The 21,456-nt window shown below is 67.3% G+C and carries 22 protein-coding genes and 1 pseudogene; 10 read left to right on the top strand and 13 right to left on the bottom strand.

All coding sequences use genetic code 11. The features are described 5' to 3' along the window. Both OG394_RS38340 and OG394_RS38335 read right to left on the bottom strand, forming a co-directional pair. Complete coding sequence (locus OG394_RS38340; RefSeq protein ID WP_328992239.1) at window positions 1-474, bottom strand: HAD domain-containing protein; 474 nt, start codon at window positions 472-474, stop codon at window positions 1-3. A gap of 2 nt (window positions 475-476) precedes the next feature. Beyond that, entirely contained in the window at window positions 477-1,205 is a 729-nt protein-coding gene (locus OG394_RS38335) for an NUDIX hydrolase (RefSeq protein WP_328992238.1), read from the bottom strand. A gap of 164 nt (window positions 1,206-1,369) precedes the next feature. Between OG394_RS38335 and nucS the strand changes: the two genes are divergently transcribed. Then, a complete protein-coding gene (nucS, locus tag OG394_RS38330) occupies window positions 1,370-2,029 on the top strand; it encodes an endonuclease NucS (protein WP_328992236.1) in 660 nt (219 codons plus the stop codon). Window positions 2,030-2,045: 16 nt separating this feature from the next. Here the strand turns inward: nucS and OG394_RS38325 are convergent, their stop codons facing one another. Next, entirely contained in the window at window positions 2,046-3,926 is a 1,881-nt protein-coding gene (locus OG394_RS38325; protein ID WP_328992234.1) for a M4 family metallopeptidase, read from the bottom strand. 191 nt (window positions 3,927-4,117) lie between these two features. Between OG394_RS38325 and OG394_RS38320 the strand changes: the two genes are divergently transcribed. Together OG394_RS38320 and glmS are read left to right on the top strand one after the other, a co-directional pair. Continuing rightward, a complete protein-coding gene (locus OG394_RS38320) occupies window positions 4,118-4,396 on the top strand; it encodes a hypothetical protein (RefSeq protein WP_328992232.1) in 279 nt (92 codons plus the stop codon). A 27-nt stretch (window positions 4,397-4,423) separates the two neighbouring features. Continuing rightward, a complete protein-coding gene (glmS, locus tag OG394_RS38315) occupies window positions 4,424-6,244 on the top strand; it encodes a glutamine--fructose-6-phosphate transaminase (isomerizing) (RefSeq protein ID WP_328992231.1) in 1,821 nt (606 codons plus the stop codon). On the opposite strand, the gene OG394_RS38310 is transcribed toward glmS, so the two are convergent. Next, window positions 6,169-6,513, bottom strand: coding sequence for a hypothetical protein (locus OG394_RS38310; protein WP_328992230.1), 345 nt, complete (start codon window positions 6,511-6,513; stop codon window positions 6,169-6,171). The two genes, glmS and OG394_RS38310, sit on opposite strands and share 76 nt — an antisense overlap. A 144-nt stretch (window positions 6,514-6,657) precedes the next feature. On the opposite strand from OG394_RS38310, the gene OG394_RS38305 reads away from it, so the two are divergent. Then, the gene (locus OG394_RS38305; protein WP_328992229.1) at window positions 6,658-7,335 is read left to right on the top strand and encodes an esterase-like activity of phytase family protein; all 678 of its coding nucleotides are present in this window, start codon (window positions 6,658-6,660) and stop codon (window positions 7,333-7,335) included. A 201-nt stretch (window positions 7,336-7,536) separates the two neighbouring features. Next, window positions 7,537-8,454, top strand: coding sequence for an FAD-dependent oxidoreductase (locus tag OG394_RS38300; RefSeq protein WP_328992228.1), 918 nt, complete (start codon window positions 7,537-7,539; stop codon window positions 8,452-8,454). Here the strand turns inward: OG394_RS38300 and OG394_RS38295 are convergent. After that, window positions 8,447-9,301 (bottom strand): alpha/beta hydrolase, encoded by an 855-nt coding sequence (locus tag OG394_RS38295; protein ID WP_328992227.1) that lies wholly within the window; start codon window positions 9,299-9,301, stop codon window positions 8,447-8,449. The genes OG394_RS38300 and OG394_RS38295 overlap by 8 nt on opposite strands. A gap of 78 nt (window positions 9,302-9,379) precedes the next feature. Here OG394_RS38295 and OG394_RS38290 point away from each other — a divergent pair, with 78 nt between their 5' ends. Beyond that, window positions 9,380-11,275, top strand: a complete 1,896-nt coding sequence (locus OG394_RS38290; protein WP_328992226.1) for a BTAD domain-containing putative transcriptional regulator — start codon at window positions 9,380-9,382, stop codon at window positions 11,273-11,275. On the opposite strand, the gene pdxR is transcribed toward OG394_RS38290, so the two are convergent. Beyond that, window positions 11,264-12,646 carry a MocR-like pyridoxine biosynthesis transcription factor PdxR gene (pdxR, locus tag OG394_RS38285; protein ID WP_328992225.1) on the bottom strand — a complete coding sequence of 461 codons (1,383 nt, stop codon included), beginning with the start codon at window positions 12,644-12,646 and terminating at the stop codon, window positions 11,264-11,266. The two genes, OG394_RS38290 and pdxR, sit on opposite strands and share 12 nt — an antisense overlap. 47 nt (window positions 12,647-12,693) lie before the next feature. On the opposite strand from pdxR, the gene OG394_RS38280 reads away from it, so the two are divergent. Both OG394_RS38280 and OG394_RS38275 read left to right on the top strand, forming a co-directional pair. Then, window positions 12,694-13,158 (top strand): carboxymuconolactone decarboxylase family protein, encoded by a 465-nt coding sequence (locus tag OG394_RS38280; RefSeq protein WP_328992224.1) that lies wholly within the window; start codon window positions 12,694-12,696, stop codon window positions 13,156-13,158. A 29-nt stretch (window positions 13,159-13,187) separates the two neighbouring features. After that, window positions 13,188-13,880 carry an isocitrate lyase/PEP mutase family protein gene (locus OG394_RS38275; protein ID WP_328992222.1) on the top strand — a complete coding sequence of 231 codons (693 nt, stop codon included), beginning with the start codon at window positions 13,188-13,190 and terminating at the stop codon, window positions 13,878-13,880. A 103-nt stretch (window positions 13,881-13,983) separates the two neighbouring features. Here OG394_RS38275 and OG394_RS38270 read toward each other — a convergent pair whose 3' ends face one another. From OG394_RS38270 to OG394_RS38260, 3 genes are all read right to left on the bottom strand, one after another. Then, window positions 13,984-14,799 (bottom strand): cyclase family protein, encoded by an 816-nt coding sequence (locus OG394_RS38270; protein WP_328992220.1) that lies wholly within the window; start codon window positions 14,797-14,799, stop codon window positions 13,984-13,986. 490 nt (window positions 14,800-15,289) lie between these two features. Further along, window positions 15,290-17,278, bottom strand: coding sequence for a protein meaA (locus OG394_RS38265; protein ID WP_328992219.1), 1,989 nt, complete (start codon window positions 17,276-17,278; stop codon window positions 15,290-15,292). Window positions 17,279-17,378: 100 nt separating this feature from the next. Next, complete coding sequence (locus tag OG394_RS38260; protein ID WP_328992217.1) at window positions 17,379-17,717, bottom strand: STAS domain-containing protein; 339 nt, start codon at window positions 17,715-17,717, stop codon at window positions 17,379-17,381. A gap of 147 nt (window positions 17,718-17,864) precedes the next feature. On the opposite strand from OG394_RS38260, the gene OG394_RS38255 reads away from it, so the two are divergent. After that, window positions 17,865-18,182, top strand: coding sequence for a hypothetical protein (locus OG394_RS38255; protein ID WP_328992216.1), 318 nt, complete (start codon window positions 17,865-17,867; stop codon window positions 18,180-18,182). Between the two features lie 38 nt (window positions 18,183-18,220). After that, window positions 18,221-18,316 (top strand): annotated as a pseudogene (locus OG394_RS38250) (transposase); the annotation flags it as partial. On the opposite strand, the gene OG394_RS38245 reads toward OG394_RS38250, so the two are convergent. The 4 genes from OG394_RS38245 to OG394_RS38230 form a co-directional block, all read right to left on the bottom strand. Continuing rightward, on the bottom strand, window positions 18,305-19,249 hold the full coding sequence (locus tag OG394_RS38245; RefSeq protein WP_328992215.1) for an SDR family oxidoreductase: 945 nt from the start codon (window positions 19,247-19,249) through the stop codon (window positions 18,305-18,307). The pseudogene OG394_RS38250 and the gene OG394_RS38245 overlap by 12 nt on opposite strands. A 52-nt stretch (window positions 19,250-19,301) precedes the next feature. After that, on the bottom strand, window positions 19,302-19,925 hold the full coding sequence (locus tag OG394_RS38240; RefSeq protein WP_328992214.1) for an NADPH-dependent F420 reductase: 624 nt from the start codon (window positions 19,923-19,925) through the stop codon (window positions 19,302-19,304). After that, complete coding sequence (locus OG394_RS38235) at window positions 19,922-20,566, bottom strand: NADPH-dependent F420 reductase (RefSeq protein WP_328992213.1); 645 nt, start codon at window positions 20,564-20,566, stop codon at window positions 19,922-19,924. The genes OG394_RS38240 and OG394_RS38235 overlap by 4 nt, the downstream gene beginning before the upstream one ends. 112 nt (window positions 20,567-20,678) lie before the next feature. After that, entirely contained in the window at window positions 20,679-21,413 is a 735-nt protein-coding gene (locus tag OG394_RS38230; protein ID WP_328992212.1) for an SDR family NAD(P)-dependent oxidoreductase, read from the bottom strand. Window positions 21,414-21,456: the final 43 nt, after the last annotated feature.

The following is a 21,456-nucleotide window of genomic DNA, read 5'->3' as shown; positions in this document are numbered from 1 at the left end:
CTAACGCGTTCGCAACCATTCGTCGAGTACGTCGAAGTCGCCGTCGGTGAGGCCGATACGTGCGTCGACCCGATGCAGCAGCGCCTCGCCACCATGGTTCGCCGCCACCCATTCGCGGTCGCCGCTGGTGATCTCGTCGTCAACCCAGGCAAACGGTCGCCCTGCCGCCCAGGCCACCAGCCCGCGGGTCTTCCAGTGCAACCCGAGCCACTCGTCCTCTTTGCTGGGTTCCAGCCAGGTCGCGACCGGCAACTTCGGCAGCCCCAGGCGCGGAGCGACTGAGTCGTTGGCCTCGTCCATCCAGGTGGTCGCCCACACCAGCTCGCAGTGCAGCGCTACCAAGCGCGGTCCATGGCCTGAATTCAGTCTCGCCAACAACGGATTCGAGTCTCCATCAGCTGCCACCGGGTACGCCGCCCCGAAGGGAATCAACGGGCCATCCACGTCGAGGAAGAGCAGCGGGGTGCTGGCCACCGCTAGATCGTCTCGTCTACGTGGAGTGGGCTGGTCAGCCAGGTGGTCACTACAGCGGCGTGGAGGTTGCCGGCGGCTTGGAGGGCTTCGGCCATGGCTGGGGGTTTGAGGTTGGCGGCTACTAGGGCGTCTGTAGGGAGCCAGACGGCTCGGTAGGTGCCTTCGGCGGAGTCTGGTGGGTGGTTCATCTCTTCGCCGGTGCCGGTGCCGAAGACGCCTGAGACGACCTCGGCGGCGTAGTAGTGCTGCAGGCCGTCTCTGGCGACTACGTCGGCGATACGGCCTACTAGTCGTACCTCTAGGCCTAGTTCCTCACGGGCTTCCCGTACGGCGGCCTCGGCGGAGGTCTCGCCTGGGTCGACACGGCCGCCTGGGAGTACGTGGTAGTGCTGGCCGTCGCGGATTCGCTCTATGGCGGCGACACCCTGGTCTGAGAGCAAGAGGACGCCTGCCCGGTGCGGAACGGGTTCAGCGGGTTCAGCGGGTTGAGTCGGTTGAACTGGCTCAGGCCGGTTGACGCGTTGCCAGCCGGTGCCGTCGTGCTCGAACTCTGCAGGAGCCGCGATGTCCAGGAAGGATTCGGCGAGCAGTACGACGGTCTCGCCGCGGTGGAGGTCCGCAACCAGTTCAGCGTCGATGTCGGCCGAGTAGACGCGAGCGATCTTGCGCCCGGCTGGAGGAGTTGTACCCGGCCTGAGCAGGAGCAGCGTCGTAGGGCAGTGCAGGCTCATCCCGGAACCCTCTCACCGCCGTACGACCCGACGCCAGGCCCGTCGTACGACTGACGCCAGGGTCGCCCTACGGCGACGGCCAGGCCCGCCGTACGACGGACGCGAGCGCGTAGTACGGCACGGCGCTATCGGTTGTGGGGAGGGAGTGCACTACGGTCTTCGTCGTGCGCTTGGTGATAGCTCGTTGTTCTGTGGATTACTCCGGCCGGCTGACCGCCCATCTTCCGATGGCGCCGCGGCTGCTGATGGTGAAGGCGGACGGGTCTGTCCTGATCCACGCCGACGGCGGTTCGTACAAGCCGCTGAACTGGATGTCGCCGCCTTGCACGCTCTCCGAGGAGGAGGGCCAGTGGAAGGTGGTGAACAAGGCCGGCGAGGAGTTGCGCATCACCTTCGAGGAGGTGCTGAGCGACTCGTCGTACGAGCTGGGGCTGGACCCGGGCCTGATCAAGGACGGCGTCGAGGCGCACCTGCAGGAGTTGCTCGCGGAGCACGTCACCACGTTCGGCGAGGGGTTCACGCTGGTCCGCCGGGAGTACCCGACGGCGATCGGGCCGGTCGACCTCCTCTGCCGCGACGCCGACGGCAAGCACGTAGCCGTCGAGATCAAGCGGCGCGGGGAGATCGACGGCGTCGAGCAGCTCACGCGGTACGTCGAGTTGCTGAACCGCGATCCCCTGCTCGCACCCGTGCGCGGGATCTTCGCGGCGCAGCTCATCAAGCCGCAGGCCCAGTTCCTCGCAGTCGACCGTGGGCTCGAATGCGTCACGGTCGACTACGACGTACTGCGCGGCATGGAATCCGACGTACTCCGGTTGTTCTGACCCTCAGCAAGGCCGGTCAGCAGGGCGTCACCGCATCCACGATGAAGCCTTGTGCCACCACCGACGAGTCGGTCAGCAGGCGGACGGAGCCCGTGCTGGTCGGGATGCACGGTGAGGTCGCGCCTCGCCGGAACAACCCGGTATAGCGGGCCAGCTCGTTGCCGTTCCCGTCGGACACGATCACGTAGTCGAAGTCCTTCTCCGTGTCGAGCAGGCTGAAGTGGAACGCGAAGCCCGCCGTGCCGTTGTTGTACGTCCAGGTGCAGTCGCCGTTGTTGCCGTACGGGTGCGGCGACTCGAACGGAATCTGTGCGTCCGGGTCACTGATGCACGGCGGTGGCGGCGGCACACCCGGCGTACAACCGGTCTTGACGCCGACCGCTTCCCAGGCGGCGCTGATGCTCGCGGCGTCCGCCCCGGCGACCGCGACCGTGCCGTTGCGTGCGTCGCACATGTTCGCGAACTCGGTCAGGCTGGTGAAGCCGGCGTAGAAGACCTGCGCCGCACGATCCACGCCGAGGCCGGGCACGGTGACACCACAGTCCGCGGTGTGCTGATGCCCGCTCGACCCCACCGCGTCGCAGCCGGCGTTCTTGCCGCCGTTGACGGCCAGGTAGTAGGCGTGGTTCGGGATGCCGCTGTTGGAGTGCACGCCGCCGTTGTCCGCGGTCGTGACGATGAACTCGCTGTAGTGGTCCGGATCGGCGTCCTCCTGCGGGTCGCCCATGTTCCGGAACCCCGGCGCGGCGTCAGGCGTGAGGATGACGTCCTCACCGATCAGCCAGTCCGGTTCCACCGTCGGGTCGAGCCCGCGGGTTTCGGCGTAGAACTCGATCGTGTTGCCCATCATGTCGCTGAACGCCTCGTTCAGCGCTCCCGACTCGTCCTGGTAGATCAGGTTCGAGGTGAACTCCGTGACACCGTGGGTGAGCTCGTGCCCGACCACGTCGAGGCCACCGGACAACGGGAGGCAGGTCTTACCGTCGCCGTCACCGTAGGCCATCTGCTCGCCGTTCCAGAAAGCGTTGCAGTACCGGTTCAGGACGTGCACCGTCGAGATCATCTGCATGCCGTTGTCGTCCAGGCTGTCGCGTCCGAACACGTTGGCGTAGAAGTCGTCCACGACGTTCGCGTAGTAGTGCGCGTCGACACCGGGCGCCTGGCTCGGCGTCCTGAGGGTGGGCAGGTTGAAGTTCCAGTGGTCGTCCGCGTCGGTCATGATCGTGCCGGGCAGCGACGACTTGTTCTGGGCGTCGTACGTCTCCTGGCGCAGGTCGCGCGACCGGAGGAAGAACGTGCCGCCGATCCGGCGGGTATCCAGGCTCTTGGTGTCGCCCTTGACGCCCGTACCGTCGCCATGCGCCACGGCGTCGTACTGCTTCTTCACCGCGCCCGAGCCCGCGTCGACCCAGTGCACCCACCGCTGGTCGAACCGCTGGTTGCGGACCTCGTGGAACAGGCGTCCGTCGCGCGGGTCGATGCGCAGCGCGGTCGACCACTTGCCGGCGCCGCCGATCCGCTTCGCCGCGGTGCCGCGGGCGGTGGCGGCCGAGACGGCCAGGCTGTTCTTCGCCTTCAGGCCCGGGAAGTACGCGCCGATCACGGCGGTGTTCCGTCCGGCCCGGTCGGACAGCACGGTCAGCTGACCGCCCAGCACCTTCGCCCCGGCGGCGATCTGCTGGTAGCGGGTCTGCGTGGTGCCATTGGCCAGCTTGGCCGACCAGACCTTCACGACATCCTTTGGTACGGCGAAGGCGCGGGCCTCGGCACCGGCCAGGGCGAACGAGCCGGCGGGGCTCTGGCCCTTGCTCTGGGACGGTTGGGCGTTGGCACTGAATCCGGTGGCTGCGAGCAGTGTGGTGACGGCGAGCGCAGCTACGACGACAGGACGCTTCACGGCAGGGACCTCCTCGGTTGACGGCACGCCAGAAGCCAGGCCGGCCGGCTGACACATCCCCGAGGGTCTACCCGTACTGACAGTCGTACGCCCGGCTGAGCGCCATATCAAGAGTCAAGACCGATAGCAAACCCTGCCCGATATCGGGCAAGTTGTTGCCATTTGATCTCAAATCACTGCAAGGTGGGCCTGTGAGTGAAGACGTATTGGTTCCCGCCGACGAACTTGTCGAGCAGGTCAGCCGTACGACGGGACTGACACCGGACGACGCGCGCAGAGTGGTCGCCGACGTGCTGGCCTACTTCACCGAGACCACCGAGGACTACGTTCGCCGCCGCCACGCCGAGTTACAGGTGTACGGCATGCGGAACGACGAGATCTTCGACCGGGTCGCCGCGGAACTCCGGCACTGGCCGGTCCGCTCCCCCGAACTGTCCGCCCGGCAGTTGCGGCGCATCGTCTACGGCTGAGAACCAGCCAACCGAAGGGAATTCACTGTGTGCGGAATCGTGGGGTACGTCGGCACGAAGCCGGCAGCGCCGATCCTGGTCGACGGGCTCGCCCGGCTGGAGTACCGGGGATACGACTCGGCGGGGATCGCGGTGGTGGGGACCAGTGAGATCAAGATCCACAAGGACGCCGGCCGGGTCCGTGAGCTGGAGGCGTCACTGCCCAAGCGCTTCGGCGGCAAGATCGGCATCGGTCACACCCGCTGGGCCACGCACGGCGGTCCGACCAAGGACAACGCGCATCCGCACGCCAGCGCCGACGAGACGATCGCGGTCGTGCACAACGGCATCATCGACAACGCGGCCTTCCTGCGCGCCTCGCTGGAAGACGCGGGCGTGAAGCTGCGGTCCGACACCGATACCGAGGTGCTGTCCCACCTGATCGAGCAGGCCGAGGGCGACACGCTCGAGGAGAAGGTGCTGAAGGCGCTGACCCGGATCGACGGCACGTACGGCATCGCGGTGATCGACCTGGCCCACCCGGACCGGATCGTCGTCGCCCGTAACGGCAGCCCGATCATCCTCGGTATCGGCGATGGCGAGATGCACGTCGCCAGCGACGCCTCCGCGCTGGTCCGCTACACCCGCCAGGTCGTGCACCTGGACGATGGCGAACTGGCCACCGTTCGCGCCGACGGCTACCGCACCTTCACCAGCGACTCCCGCGCCACCACGAAGTCCGCCGAGACGGTCGAGTGGTCGGACGAGGACTACCAGCGTGGTGAGCACGAGCACTTCATGGTGAAGGAGATTCACGAACAGCCCGAGTCGGTGCAGCGGGTGCTGCGCGGCCGGCTGGACGAGCGTTTCCACACCGTGCACCTCGGCGGTCTGAACATGGACGCCCGCGAGGCGCGCGAGATCCGCCGGGTCAAGATCCTCGGCTGCGGTTCGGCGTACTACGCGGGTCAGCTCGGCGCCCAGTTCATCGAAGAGGTCGCCCGCATCCCCGCGGACGCCGAGCCCGCCTCGGAGTTCCGCTACCGCAATCCCGTCGTCGAGCGGGACACGCTGTACGTCGCGGTCAGCCAGTCGGGCGAGACCCTGGACACCCTGGTGGCGGTCCAGGAGCTCAAGCGCAAGGGCGGCCGGGTGATCGGCCTGGTCAACGCCGTCGGTTCGAGCATCGCCCGCGAGGTCGACGGTGGGGTCTACCTGCACGCCGGTCCCGAGGTCTCGGTCGCGTCGACCAAGGCGCTCACCAATATGGCCGTCGCCTTCGCGATGCTGGGCATCCACCTCGGCCGGATCCGGGATGTCTCGCCCGCCGACGGCCGCCGCCTGATCGACGGCCTGAAGAAGCTGCCCGCGCAGATCGAGTCCATCGTCGCGCAGGAGGCCGAGCTCGCCGAGATCGCGGGCCGGTTGTCGAAGGCGGAGAGCCTGTTCTTCATCGGGCGGACCCGGGGTTACCCAGTCGCTCGCGAGGGCGCGCAGAAGCTGAAGGAGATCTCGTACCGGCACGCCGAGGCGTACCAGGCGTCCGAGCTGAAGCACGGCCCGCTCGCGCTGATCTCGCCGGACGTGCCGACCGTGGCGATCGTGCCCGATGACGAGCTGCTCGACCGCAATATCGGTGCCCTGCACGAGATCGCCGCCCGCTCTGGCCCGCTGTACGTCGTCACCCACCCGGGTGTCGAGGTGCCGGACGGTGCTGCCGCGATCATCCGGGTGCCGAAGAACGAGGTCGAGCTCGACCCGATCCTGCTGACGATTCCCCTGCAGCTGCTGGCCTACCACGCCTCGGTCGCCCTCGGGCACGACGTCGACAAGCCCCGCAACCTGGCGAAGTCCGTCACCGTCGAGTAGCCGTTCACCTCCCGTTTGGGCAGACCGCCTTTGATGGCGATCATGCGCAGACTGGTGATTGGTGTGGTGAGTTTCGCGATCGCCTCGGCGGGTTTGACCGTGCCCGCCGAGGCATCGCCGGCTCTAGGCGGCCGGTGTTCGGGAAGTGCCCGATTGCTCGGGTTCTCGGATGACCTCGACAAGACGACGTACGACGGACTGCCGGTGTCGGGTCTGTCCGCGATCGCCCGGACCGGGCAGGACCGGTCGCTCGTACTCGTCGACAACATCGGTACGACGCCCGCGCGGGTCTTCCACCTCGGGCCGGATGGCGTTGACGGAGTGACGATCCTTCGCCGCCCGGACGGTACGCCGTACAACGGACCGATTTCGATGGCGAGGGCCTGGTCGCGGAGCGCGGCGGCCGGACCATCTTGGCGTCGTCCGAGACCGAGCCGTCGATTCGGCGGTTCCGGCTTTCCGATGGGCGCGAGATCGGGTCGTTGCCGGTGCCCTCGCGGTTCCGGGTGGCGCCCGCGGGTGAGGCGGCGCGGAATCAGACGTTCGAGGCGCTCGCGTCCGACGGGCGCACCTTGTACGCCGGGATGGAGGGGCCGCTCAGCGTTGACGGGCGGGATGCGGCGGATCGTGGTCTGCAACGGATCGTGCGGTACGACGGGGAGCGGGTGAGCGGGCAGTACGCCTATCGGCCGGATCCGGCTCTTGGTCTGGTCGAACTGGCCGTCGCGGGGCCTGGGCGGTTGATCGCGATGGAGCGTGGGTTCGTCGCGGGCGTGGGTAATACAGTTCGCGTGTTCGCGGTTTCGACTCGGCAGGCGCCGGACGTGTCCGGGATCGCGTCGCTGGCGCAGGCGCCGGAGCGGGTGTTCTTGCGCAAGGAGTTGCTGTTCGACCTCGCGGATTGCCCGCCGATGGGCGCGACCGCGAAGCAGCCGCAGCCGAATCCCCTGCTCGACAACGTGGAAGGCCTTGCCCTCGGCAAGCGTGAGCTGTTCGGCTGGCGCGAGCTGACGCTGATCTCCGACGACAACGGCAGCGCCACTCAGATCACTCGCGTATATCGCCTGCGAGTACGCGTTTCTATCGCCTGAGAGTGCGCGTTCGACGTCAGTGCCCTGCGCCGGAAGTTGTTCGAGTGGTTGCGGTGTTCAGGTGCGTGCATCGCGGTGCTGGAGAAGCGTCCTCGATGCGGAGCATCGTGGATGATTCTCCAGTGCCGCGAGGTGCGTGCCTGGGCGCCGCAAGCGCCGAAGAACTTCCGGCGCAGGGCACTCACGAGTGAGAATGACGCCATGCGGATCATCGTGGTGGGCGCGGGCGTCATCGGGTTGACGGTGGCTGTGCGGCTGGCCGAGGGCGGGCGCGACGTGGCGGTGCTGGCCCGCGATCTGCCGCTCGAGACCACGTCGGCCGTCGCTGCCGCCGTCTGGTACCCGTACCTGGCCGCCCCGGCGGACCAGGTGGCCAAGTGGGGCCGCGCGTCGTATGAGCAGTTCGTGCAGCTGGCCGAGACCGAGCCGTCGGTGCGACTCCGGCACGGGCGCGAGCTGCTGGTCGAGTCGCGGCCTGATCCCGAGTGGGCGGCCGACCTGCCTGACCTGCAGCGCGTCGGGAGTTTGCCCGAGGGCTTCCAAGACGGCTGGTCGTTCACCACGCCGGTGGTCGAGATGCCGCTCTACCTGGCCTACCTGAGCAAGCGCCTCGCGGCCGCCGGCGGCACGATCACCCGGGCCGCGCTGCCGGGTCTGCCGACACACGCCGAGATCGTGGTGAACTGCGCGGGCCTCGGCGCGCGACTCACCGCGAACGATCAAACCGTGACGCCGGTGCGCGGGCAGGTCCTCACGGTGACGCAGCCCGGGTTGAGCGAATGGCTGATCGCGGACCGTTCGGCGTCGGAGCTCTGCTACGTCGTACCGCGGTCGCAGGATGTCGTCATCGGCGGTACGTCGGAGCCGGGCGACTGGACCATGGCCCCGGACGAGACCAGCGCGAAGGCCATGCTGGAACGGGCGTGCGAGCTGGTCCCGGCCTTGCGTAAGGCCAAGGTGCTGCGCCATCGGGTCGGCCTCCGCCCGGCGCGGCCGTCGGTCCGCTGCGAAAGCGTGCGAACCGACGACCAGCAGATCATCCATTGTTACGGCCACGGCGGCGCGGGCGTCACGCTCTCCTGGGGTTGTGCCGACGAAGTGCTTGCCCTAGTCAACTAAGGTATTTCGCGATCTCCGCGGGCGCTTCTTCGGCCATGAAGTGGCCGTAGGCAACAGTGTGGTGACACAGGTCGGGAGCCCACGCACCCCATAACCCGGCGGCGTCGAACCCGAGCGCCGCGCCCCAATCCTGCTGCAACACCGTCACCGGCATGCGCAGTTTGTTGCCCGCGGCAAGATCCAGTTTGTCGTGCTCCACGTCGATCCCCGCCGACGCGCGGCAGTCCGCGACGATCGAGGGTACGGCGTTCCGGCTGGCCTCGAGGTAGGCGGCACGGATCTCGGCCGGCAGCGGCTCGCTCGTCCAGCTGTCCAGGAAGTGTCCGAAGAACGCGTCCGGCGCAGCGCCGATCAGCTGCTCGGGAAGGCCCGGCGGCTGGGCCATCAGGTACAGGTGGAACCCGACCGCGGCGGTTGTCCCGTGCAAAACGTCCCACATGTCCAGCGTCGGCAGTACGTCGAGAATGGTGAGCCGGGTGATCACGTCGGGGTGGTCAAGGCCCGCGCGGAACGCGACGAGCGCGCCACGATCGTGTCCAGCCAGCGCGAACTGCTCGTGGCCCAAGGCCTTAGCGAGCGTGACGATGTCGGCGGCCATGGTGCGCTTGGAGTAGACGCTGCCGTCGGTCTCGACCGGCTTGTCGCTGTCGCCGTACCCGCGTAGATCGGGGACGATCACGGTGTGCTGGTCGGTCGCGAGCGCCGCGGCGACGTCGCGCCACATCAAGTGCGTCTGCGGAAACCCGTGCAGCAGCACGATCGGGCTGCCCGAGCCGCCGATCGCGACATTGAGCTCGACACCGTCCGCGACGGCAACACGGCGGTACTCGAAACCGGGGATGTTCATCTGGTCCTTCCTTTTGATTCGGTATCTCTGGAGCCTGCCGTGTGCGGATGAGCATTCGATGAGCGATACGGTTCGAGGGTGCGGGTTCGTTTCGGAGTGCTCGGGCCGGTGATGGCCTGGGACGACGCGGGGAGCGCGCTTGCGCTGAAAGGCCCGCGCCACCGCGCCGTACTGGCTCGCCTGATCGTGGCCCGCGGTCGCGTCGTACCGGTCGGGTTGCTCATTGATGACCTCTGGCTGGATCCTCCCGCTGGCGCGGTGAGCGCGGTGCGGACGTTCGTGGCCTCGCTGCGGCGGGCTCTCGAGCCCGATCGGGCTGCCCGTACGCCGCCGCGACTGCTGGTGACCGAGGGGCCGGGGTATGCGTTGCGGGTCGAGCCGGACGCGGTTGATGCCTGGCGGTTCGAGCAGGCGCTAGCTCGTCCGACGGAGGCCGGGTTGAGGGAGGCGCTGGGGTTGTGGCGTGGGCCTGCTTATGCGGAGTTCGTGGATGAGCCGTGGGCGCACGCGGAGCGGTCGCGGTTGGCGGAGCTGCGGTTGCAGGCGGTCGAGCGGTACGCCGAGGCCCGGTTGTCGGTGGGTTCTGCCGCCGCGGTGGTGGCCGATTTGGACGCGCACGTGACGGAGCACCCGTGGCGCGAGGACGCCTGGCGATTGCTCGCGCTCGCGCTGTATCAGGGCGGGCGCCAAGGCGATGCGCTTGCCGTACTGCGTCGGGCGCGGAGGCTGTTGGTCGAGCAGCTTGGCGTGGATCCGGGTCCGGCGTTGCGTGCGTTGGAGGGCGACATCCTCAACCAGGCTTCGCATCTCGATGTACGGCGCGGGTCGGCGGATCAGGTGTGGGCGGACGCGGCCGCGGCGTACGACCGGACTGTGGCGGCTGGTGCGCGGGCCCGGCTGGAGTCGACGGTCGGCTTGTTGCGCAATCTGGCGGTGACGGGTGGCGGTGGTTTGCAGGCGGCGCGGGAGCATCGGATCGCGGCCATCGCGGCGGCGGAGGAGCTCGGTGATCCGGAGCTGACGGCCCGGGTGATCGGCGCGTACGACGTACCGGCGATCTGGACCCGCTCGGATGATGAGGACCACGCTGCTCGGATAGTCGCGGCGTGCGAGCGTACGTTGACGCTGCTCCCGGTCGAGGGTCACGAGGCGGCTCGGGCTCGGTTGCTGGCCACGATTGCCGTTGAAATCCGGGGTACGTCGACGCCGGCCGGGCAGCAGGCGGTGGAAATTGCGCGTGGGCTGGATGATCCGGGGTTGCTGGCGTTCGCGCTGAACGGGCTCTTCATGCAGAGCTTCGACCGGGCGGGGTTGGCGCCTCGCCGGGACGAGCTGGGCGTGGAGTTGGTCGCGCTGTCGCGTAAGCACGGGTTGGTCACGTCCGAGGTGCTCGGGCATCTCATCCGGATTCAGGCTTGTTGCGCGCTTGGGGATTTCGCTACCGCCGACGCTGCCGCAGCTGCTGCGGACGACCTGGCTGGGCGGCACGAGTTGCCGTTGGTGGGCGTGTTCACTCGGTGGTATCGAGCCCTTCGGCTTGCGGCTGGTGGCGCTACTGTTGATGAGTGCGAGAAGGCTTATCGCGAGGCGGCGAAGGGGCTCGACGGCGCCGGTATGCCCGGGTTGGAGGGTGGGTTGTTGCCGCTCGCGGTGTTGTGCCTGCGGGTTTGGCGCGGGTTGCCCTTTGTGACAGGGGATGACTACGGGCCGTACGAGCCGTGGGTCAGGCCGTTGGTCTTGCTGGCCGAGGGCCGTCGCGGTGAGGCTGCCGTGGCGCTGGAGGGCGTGCCGGATCCGCGGCACGACCTGCTGTTCGAGGCGATGTGGGGCCTGGTCGCGGAGGCATCTGTTGCTCTGGGCAACGAGTCGATGCTGGCGCGGGCCCGTGCGCAACTGGCGCCTGCGGCTAACGAACTGGTCGCTGGCACTGGGTTGTTGACGCTCGGTCCAGTGGCTCGGTGGTTAGACCGCTAACACTTGGCACAGCAGGTCTAGCGCGCCGCTGTAGGAGTGGTCGGGTGGCGTGCCGTAGCCCACGATCAACGCCTGCCTCTCGCCCTTGCCGGGGTGGAACCTGTAGCGGTCGAGGGTGGCGATGCCCAGGCCTTGGCGGGCGGCCCGGTCGACCATGTCCTGGGCATCACCCGGTACGTCGAGGAGGACGTGCAGTCCGGCCGAAATACCCGCCACGGTGACACCCGGCGCGCGGACCGCGAGGAGCTCGACCAGGCGATCGCGCCGGCGCCGGTAATGCAGGCGGCATCGGCGTACATGCCGGTCGTAGTGGCCCGACGTGATGAACTCGGCCAACGTCAACTGGTCCAGCGTCGCGGTCTGGAGGTCTGCCGTGCGTTTGGCCGCGAGCAAGGGCTCGAGCAGGGCTTGCGGTACGACCATCCACGCGAGGCGCAGACCCGGCGCGAGGCTCTTGCTCGCCGTACCGGTGTAGGCCACGCGTTCGGGGTCGAGGGCCTGCAATGCGCCGACCGGCTGGCGGTCGTACCGGAACTCGCCGTCGTAGTCGTCCTCGATCAGCAAGCCGTTGTACGTGCGGGCCCACTCGATCGCCTGCGTACGACGATCAGGCGCGAGTGGTACGCCGATGGGCATCTGGTGTGCCGGGGTCAACAACGCCGCCTGGCCTTGGAGTTGGTCCGTCCGCGCGCCTTGGTCGTCCACCGCGAGGGGTACGACGTCGAGGCCGCGGGAACGGGCGATGTCCCAGTGGAGGTCGTACCCGAACTCCTCGACCGACAGCGTCCGCGCGCCTTCGGCGTACAGCACCTCGCTCAAGAGCGAAAGCGCCTGCACGTAGCCGGAGACGATGACGATGCGCTCGGGATCAGCCCGTACGCCGCGGGCGCGGGCCAGGTAGTCGGCGAGCGCGCGGCGCAACTCGATCCGCCCGCGCGGATCGCCGTAGCCGAAGGCCTCGTGCGGTGCCGCGGTCAACGCCTTCCGGGCGGCCGCGAGCCACTCGGACCTCGGGAAAGTCGAGACGTCGGGACTGCCAGGCGTCAGGTCGTACCGGTATGTGGGTGGCGCCGGCTTTATCTGCTGCGTGCGGGTAATCGGCGCCTCGCGGCGGGCCACTTCGGTGCCCGAGCCCTGTCGCGCGACCAGCCAGCCCTCGGCGACGAGTTGGCCGTACGCGTCGGCGACGGTGTTGCGGGCCACGCCGAGGTCCTTCGCGAGCGAGCGCGACGACGGCAGACGCGTGCCCGGTAGCAGGCGGCCGGAGCGGATCGAGTCGTGCAAGGCCTCGACCAGGTCGCTGCGGCCGCGACTGCCGGTGAGGTCCAGATGGAGGTCGGCTCCGACCGAATTGGCCCGCGTACTTTCCATGAAAGTGGACCATACACCTGGGCTACTTGGCGCCTAACGTTGTTGTCGTGACCACATCGACGAATCGCAGAGTCAAGACCGCCAAACTAACCCCCGAGTTCTACCAAGCACTGATCGCGCTCGACGCGGTATCCGCCACCGGCCTCGACGAGCGCCTCGCGGATCTCGTCCGGATCCGCGCGTCGCAGATCAACGGCTGCGCGTATTGCGTGGACATGCATACGCTCGACGCGGCCCACGCGGGCGAGCAGCCGCAGAAGGTGAACCTGCTGCCGGTCTGGCGCGAGGCCCGGTCGTACTACAGCGAGCAGGAGCAGGCCGCGCTGGAACTGACCGAGGCGATGACCGTGCTCAGCGTCGGGCATGTTTCGGACGAGGTGTACGACGTGGCGGCGAAGGCCTTTGACGAAGAGGAGCTCGCGCAGCTGATCGCACTGATCACGATGATCAACGCGTGGAACCGGATCGGCGTCTCGAACCGGCTCGCGCCTGGCCACTACAACCCCAGCTGATGAGTAACTCTGCCGAGCGGTTCCGGGCGTTGCATCACGAGCCCGGGCCGCTTGTGCTGCCGAACGTCTGGGATCCGGTCAGCGCGCGGGTTGTCGCTGAGGCTGGTTATCCGGCGATCGCCACTAGTAGTGCGGCGGTCGCGCGGGTGATCGGGTACGACGATGGTGAGCAGGCGCCTGTTGCGGAGATGTTCGCAGCTATTGCGGCTATTGCTTCCGTTGCGCGGGTTGCTGACCTGCCGGTGACGGCGGATGTTGAGCGCGGCTATGGCTTATCGGCCAGTGAGCTGACTGAGCGGCTGCTGGAGGCCGGGGTGGTCGGGTGCAATTTGGAGGACTCGCGTCCGGCGACGGGTTTGCTGGTGGAGCCCGAAGAGCAGGCGTCGTACCTCGCCGACGTCCGCGCGGCGGCCGGTGCCGATCTGGTGATCAATGCACGTGTCGACATATTCATTGCCGGAAGCAACGATGTCGAGGACGCGATCGCGCGCGGACGCCTTTACCGGCGCGCCGGTGCCGACTGCGTCTACCCGATCATGGCACCGCTGGACGTCATCCCCTTGCTGGCAAAGGGAATCGGCGGCCCGCTAAACGCGCACGCATCGCCGGGCGGCCCCGGGGTGAGCGAGTTGGTTGCCTTGGGCGCGCAGCGAATTTCCTTCGGCGCTTCGCTACACACGGAAATGACAAAGGCCTTCCGAGCGTTGCTCGCATCCCTTTAGCGGGGTTCCCTTTAGCGGACCGGCGGCCTTACGTCCTCGTGTATGGCCGCCGGTTGGGTCCTTGCGTACGGGCGTCGGTTGGGTCCTTGCGTACGGGCGTCGGTTAGGTCTTCGCGTAGGCGCGGACTGGGAAGGTGCCGAGGCCGGCGACGAGCGGTGCCGCTGCGGTGAAGGTGGCACCGTTCACCGGTACCGCGCCGAGGTTGGTGAGGTGCTCGACGATGGCGATGCCCGCACCGAGCAAGAGGGTATGGGCCGGCCTCGTACCGTCGGTCATGTCGTCGATGTTGGCCGCGTCGATACCGACAAGGACCGCGCCGTTCCGGATCAGCCAGTCGGCGCCGTCGCGGGTGAGGAAGTGCGCGTCCTCGATATAGGCGGGTGTGTCGAATCGCTGATCATCGCCAGTCTGCAGCAATACCGCCTTGCCGTTGACGTCGTACGGCGCGAGGGCTGCGGCGTCGATTCCGAGCTTCGCGCTGTCGTCGAGCCGTACCACGACGGCGGGTAGATCCACCGTCCGGTCGAGCTGGAATCCGGTGAGGTCATGGCCGTCGGGAAAGCGGTGATACGGGCTGTCCATATAGGTGCCGGTATTCGTCACCATCTCGAACTTCCCGATCTCGAACTCCGTCCCCGGAGCGTAGATCCCGCGCGAGTCCTCCCGCGTCAGGTGCTTCCCGAACTTCGGCGCCGGCAAATTCGGCAGCGTGATCATGCCTTCCCGAATCACATGACTCAACTCGACATAGGTCCCTTGGTTTTCCGTTGCTCTGGGCCCGCCGCGTGTCCCCTTATGCGGCGCCTCAACGATCTCCAGATTCTCGATGGTCACCTCCCCCGCCATCAACAACCCAAGGGACGCCAGAAACAACTCCCCCACCTCTTGGCTCGTCACCTCCGCCGAAGGCACATCCACAAAAAACCCCTGAACCTGAAGCCCACCCCCATTAGTGAACCCCACCCCACCATCAAACCGAGCCCGATACGTCGTCATCCCCCCATCCTCACCCACCCAACCACCGCCCACGCCCGCCACCCCACCCACCACTGCGGCGACCACCGTCCACGTCGCGTCGGCCAGCCGCCCACCACCGCGGCGAGCAACCGTCCACCGCTGCGTCGATTGGTCTGGATTTGACCGCTTCGAGCGGCGGGTCAGGTCGATCGCCTGCGGTCCGCGGGCAAATCCTGACCAATCGTCGCCTACGTCCGCCCCGCATCACCCGGTCCCGCGAAGCGCCGTACGGGACATCTCGGCTTCGGTCATACCGGGCAGGCGATGGCGACGATTGGTCAGGTGGAGGGTTGCTCGCCGCAGTGGTGGGCGGTTGCTCGCCGTAGCCGTGGACGGCTGGTCGCCGCGGTGGAGGGTTGGTCGCCGCAGCGGTGGAGGGTCGGCGGCGTGGTTAGGGGAGGTGGTTGGCTTTGCGGATTACGTCGACCATGTTGGACATCATGCTGGTCATGTCGTAGTCCTTGGGGGTGTAGACGGCGGCTACGCCCGCGCCGAGGAGCGTGCGGGCGTCGGCGTCGGGGACGATGCCGCCTACGACTACCGGGATGTCCTCGAGGCCCGCCTTGCGGAGGCCGTCGACGACCTGCGGCACCAGCTCCATGTGCGAGCCCGACAAGATAGACAAGCCGACGCAGTGGACGTCCTCAGCCACGGCAGCAGAGACGATCTGCTCCGGTGTCAGCCGGATGCCCTGGTAGATGACCTCAAAACCGACATCCCGAGCACGGACAGCGACCTGCTCGGCACCATTCGAGTGACCGTCAAGACCAGGCTTACCGACCAAGAACCGAAGACGCCCACCAAGCTCATCGGAAGTCGCCGCCACCTTCGCCCGTACTGCAGCAATAGCCTCGCCACCACCCGTCACACCAACCGAACCAGACACTCCAGTAGGCGCCCGATACTCCCCGAACACCTCCCGCAAAACCCCAGACCACTCCCCCGTAGTCACCCCCGCACGAACACAAGCCAACGTCGCAGGCATCAGATTATCGTTGCCCTTAGCAACTTCCCGTAGCCCGCGCAGCGCACCCTCAACCGCCTCAACATCACGAGTCGACCGCCACGTCTCCAACGACGCCAACGCAGCGCTCTCAGCAGCCGGATCAACCGTCTGAATCGCCGCATCCAGATCCTCGGTCAACGGCGACGGCTCAGTGTTCTCGTAGGCATTAACACCCACAACAACCTGCTCACCAGACTCGATCCGCCGACGCCGATCCGCATGCGACGCGACCAAGGCATGCTTCAAATACCCCGACTCGACCGCAGCGACAGCACCACCCATCGCCTGCACCCGATCGATCTCCTCCTGCGCCCCCGCGACCAACTCATCGACCTTCGCCTCAATCACATGCGACCCGTCGAAAATATCCTCGTACTCCAGCAAATCCGACTCAAACGCCAGCACCTGCTGCATCCGCAACGACCACTGCTGATCCCACGGCCGCGGCAGCCCGAGCGCCTCATTCCACGCCGGCAACTGCACCGCACGCGCCCGCGCATTCTTCGACAACGTGACGCCAAGCATCTCCAACACGATCCGCTGCACGTTGTTCTCAGGCTGCGCCTCGGTAAGCCCCAGCGAGTTCACCTGTACGCCGTACCGCAAACGCCGAGCCTTCGCGTCAGTCACGCCGTACCGGTTAAGACAGACGTCATCCCACAACCGGACGAACGCCCGCATCTTGCACGTCTCCTCGATGAACCGCACCCCCGCGTTCACGAAGAACGAAATCCGCTGAACCACATCCCCGAACCGCTCCGGCGGGACCTGGCGGCCATCCCGCACGCGGTCGAGTACGGCAATAGCCGTCGACATCGCGAAGGCGAGTTCCTGGACGGGCGTGGCGCCGGCCTCCTGCAGGTGGTAGCTGCAGATGTTGATCGGGTTCCACTTGGGCACGTTCGAGACGGTGTACGCGATGAGGTCCGTGCTCAGCCGGAGGGACGCGTCGGGCGGGAAGGCGTACGTGCCGCGGGACAGGTACTCCTTGACGATGTCGTTCTGCGTCGTACCCGTCAGCTCGTCCGGCAGCGCGCCCTGCTCCTGGGCGGCGACCTGGTAGAGCGCGAGCAGCCACATCGCGGTGGCGTTGATCGTCATCGACGTGTTCATCTGCGCCAGCGGGATCTGGTCGAACAGCGCGCGCACGTCACCCAGGTGGGCGACCGGCACACCGACCTTGCCGACCTCACCCTTGGCCAACGGGTGGTCCGCGTCGTACCCGGTCTGGGTGGGCAGGTCGAACGCGACCGAGAGCCCGGTCTGGCCCTTGGCCAGGTTGCGGCGGAACAGCGTGTTCGACTCGGCGGCGGACGAATGCCCCGCATACGTCCGCATCACCCACGGCCGGTCCCTCTTCGGCGACTCGCTCATGTACCCGAGAGTAGGACCGTGTGCGCTCGTGAGTCCGCTGCTCGTGACCGGTGTCACCAGCGGCTTAGGTCACAAGCGGCTTATGTCACTGGCAAGCCGCTCACGCGCTGAGCGGCAGCACCGTTCGCTCGACGTGCAGGATGCGGGAGAGCCTGGTCACCGCCAGGATCCGCACCACGGGTGGCAGTGGATGGCGCAGGACCAGATGTCGGCCCATGCGTTCGGTCCGGCGATGGGTGGCGACGAGCAGTCCGAGACCGGTCGCATCGAGTGCGTCCAGCGCGGCCAGGTCGACGATCACGTCACCATCGGAGGAATCGATCAGCTCGTTCAACTCTTGTCTGACATCTCCGACGGACCGGACATCCAGCAGGCCGGCCAGCCGCACAACGTTTTCTTCGTTCTCTTCCTGATTGGGCTTGTGGTCGATGAAGTTCATGCCATTGCCCTCCGCTCTTCCTGCGACCCCCGAGTAGATCGCACTGCAGCGTCCTTGTGTCCGTAAAGACTCCATTGCCCCCCGGAAGGTTGCCAAGAGCTCAGGACAAACTTTTTTTACCGATAACTTCTCAGCGACAATGAGGTGGTGTCCGCGAGCGGCTACTTCCTCTTCCCCATCTTCGCGCTGGTGATCATCGCCGGTCTGGTCCTCGTGCTGCGCTGGGCCTTCTCCCCCGGCACCAGTTCCCTGGTCCGCCGCGTCGACCAGACCCCCGCACCGCGCGACACCTTCGGACTGCTCATCGATGTCCACACCACCACGTCGTACGCCGATGCGCGCAAACTCGTCGAACGCCTCACCGCCCAGCAAATCCGCGCCACCGCCGCCCGAACCCACGACGGCTGGACCATCTACGTCTGGCCCGTAGACGAACTCTCCGCCCGCGAAGTCCTCAAAAGCTGACCAGCCAAACAGCGAGGACCACCGGTCGCCGCAGCGACGGGAGGCGCTGGCGGGATCACCGGCAGGTGATCAACGGGATCCTGTGGAAGCTGCGCACTGGCGCCCCGTGCCGGGACCTGCCGTCAGCTGGCGGGGAAGTAATGGCCGTTGTCCAGATCGGCGAGCAGGCTGGGCTGAGCGGGTTCCCAGCCGAGGGTCCGGCGGGTGATGAGGTTGGACGCCGGGTAGTTCTGCGTGACTATGTTCGCGAGGAACCCGAAGTGTCCCGGCAGCATCAGTTCGTCCAGGGGTACGCTCACGGCGGGCAAGCCCAGGCGGCTGCCAATGGCCTCGGCGATCTCGCGGAGCGGGATGCCACCGTCCCCAACCGCGTGCCAATACTTGCCAGCCGGGCCCTTCTCCAGCGCCAGGCGGAACAAGGAAGCGACATCGCGGGCGTGCACGGCGTTCCACAGGTTCGCGCCGTCTCCGGGGTAGCCGGCGAAGCCCTTCTCCTTCGCGAGTGCGATCAGCGTGGGGAGGAAGCCAGCACGATCGGTCATGCTGTGCGCGATGTTGGCGATCCGCACGACCGAAGACCGCACTCCCCGCTCGGCGAGGCCGATGACGGCGGTTTCCACGACATTGCGAACCCGCAGGGTGCCCGTGTGCTCATCGCCGACGGGAAGGGCCGGGTCTTCCTCGGTGGCCGGCCGGCCCAGGATCCCCCCTTTCCCGGGCGAGCCTATGCTCCCCGCCGCGACCAGCGGCTTTCCGGTTCCCGCGAGTGCCTCGCCGTACGCGAGCATGACCGGGATTTCTGCGGCGGTCACGGCGTCGATCCCGCCGGACGGAAGCAGGTCTTGCCTGTGCGCGACGTGGATGACGCCGTCGGAGTCCGCGGCCGCCTCCTTGAGGCCGTCGAGGTCCTGGAGGTCGCCGCGGCGCACCTTCGCGCCGAGCGCGGACAGCGCCGCCGCGGCCGTGTCCGACCGGGCCAGGCCGGTGACCTCGTGCCCGGCGGCGACGAGCTCGGGGACGATGTACGAACCGGAATGGCCGGTCCCGCCAGTGACGAAAACGTGCAAGTTACTGCTCCTTGCGAGTGATGTCGCGGAAGAAGTGGCGGTGCGAGTGCACTCAGTCGGGGAGGTCGACGCTGAGGGCGATGTCGAAGCTCCCCGCGCCGTGGCGGGCCAGGCCCATCAGCAGCGGCCCGACCCCTTCCAGCCAGCGGGCCATCTCCAGGCCGCCGACATTGAGGGGACGCAGTCCGAGGCTCTCGATGAACGCCGACACGCTGGACTTGGCCCGCGCGTCATCTCCGGCGAAGAACACGTCCAACGGACGCCCCTGGGCCAGGACGTGGCCGAAGACGGTGTTGAACGCCTTCACGACCTGGGCGCTCGCTGGGGCGGCCTTGGCGATCTCCTGCGCACCGGAAGTGCCGTCAGGGATGACAAGCCCGGTGGCGTCGGCGTTGAAGGTGTTGGTGATGTCGATGATGACCTTGCCGGCCAGTGCATCCCCGTACTGGGCGACGACCGGCACGGCGCTGGCGTAGGGCAGGGCGAGGACGACGACGTCGCCAGCAGGGACGGTGCCGAATGTGCCAGCCGTGGCCCCGCCGCCGAGCGCGGCAGCCAGGTCCTTGGCCTTGGCTGCGTCGCGGCCGATGATCTCGACGGAGTTGCCGCCCGCGACCGCGCGAGTGGCTATGGCGCGGGCCATGGCCCCCAGGCCGATGAAACTGATGCTGCTCATGGGTGAGCACTCTCTTTCTCTAGTCTGAATTCGTTGACGCCGAGGGCGAAGTCCCAGTGGCCAACCCCGTTGCCGGCGAGGCCCACGGTGACCACGCCCACTCCTTCCAGCCAGTGCGCCATTTTCAGGCCGCCGACGTCCAGCGGGCGCAGCCCGAGGCTCTCGATGAATGCCGCCACGCCCGCCTTGGCCTGCGCATTGTCGCCAGCGATGAAGACGTTGGGCCGGCCCTTCTCCAGGACATTGCGGAAGATGGTGTTGAATGCCTTCACCACGCTGGCGCTGGCCGGGGCCACCTTGGCGACTTCCTGCGAGATCGAGGTCTCCTCGCTGTGGGCCAATCCGTCGAACGTGGCGTTGAAGGGGTTGCTGATGTCGACGATGACCTTGCCCGCAAGGGCGTCTCCGTACTCGGCGACGACCGGAACGACACCGTCGTACAACAGGGCCGTGATGACGATGTCCCCGGCCGGGACGGCGCCCCACTTGCCCGTCGTCGCGCCGCCGCCCAGAGCCTTGGCCAGGTCATCGGCCTTGGACTGATCGCGTCCCATGACCTCGACGGTGTTGCCGCCCGCCACCGCGAGCGTGCCGATGGTACGGGCCATATTCCCCGTACCGATGAGGGTGATGCTGCTCATGGGGTGTGCTCTCTTCCTGTTCTCGAGGTATCGCTCTGTCTTGTTCGTGCCGGGTCAGGCGCAGGGCGTCGGCCGCGACGTTTCTGGGCCAGCGGCATTCCTGGTGTGTGGTTCAGATGGCGGTGGTGCCGCCGTCGGTGACCAGTTCCAGGCCGTTGACGTAGCTGGAGTCGTCGGACGCGAGGAACAGGGCGACGGTGGCGATTTCTTCGGGGCGGCCCATCTTTCCGCGGGGGATGAGGGACTCGAATGCGGCCTTGGTTGCCTCGTCGAACAGTTCTTCCTGTTTGGCGGTGGCGACCTGGCCGGGGGTCAGGACGTTGACCCGGATCTTGCGGTCGCGCAGTTCGTTGAGCCAGACGCGGGCCCAGGCCTGCTGGACGGCTTTGCTTCCCGCGTAGAGGCTCCAGCCGGGGAAGGCACCGAGGGAGGCGTTGGATCCGGTCATGAAGATCGAGCCGTTGTCGTTGATCAGCGGCAGTGCCTTCTGCACGGTGAACAGGGTGCCGCGCGCGTTGAGCGAGAAGGCGCGGTCGAACTGTTCCTCGGTGATCTCGCCGAGGACGGCGGGTTCGCCCATCCCGGCGCTGGCCCACAGCACGTCGATCGAGCCCTTTTCCCGCTTGACGGTGTCGTACAAGCGGTCCAGGTCGTCCAGTTCGGCCGCATCACCCTGGACGGCGGTGACGTTGCGGCCGATCAGCTTGACGGCGTCGTCCAGTGCTTCCTGCCGCCGGGCCTGGATGAAGACGTGCGCTCCTTCCTCGACGAACAGTTTGGCGCCGGCCAGTGCCATGCCGGTGGATCCGCCGGTGATGACCGCTACCTTGCCATCGAGCTTTCCCACGATCACTCCGTTGAATTGATGGGTATCCGAAACAGTTGGTTCT

Source organism: Kribbella sp. NBC_01245 (genome assembly GCF_036226525.1).
Classification (GTDB): Bacteria; Actinomycetota; Actinomycetes; order Propionibacteriales; family Kribbellaceae; genus Kribbella.
Note: the sequence above shows the minus strand (reverse complement) of the source record. Positions and strands in the feature narration are given on the sequence as shown.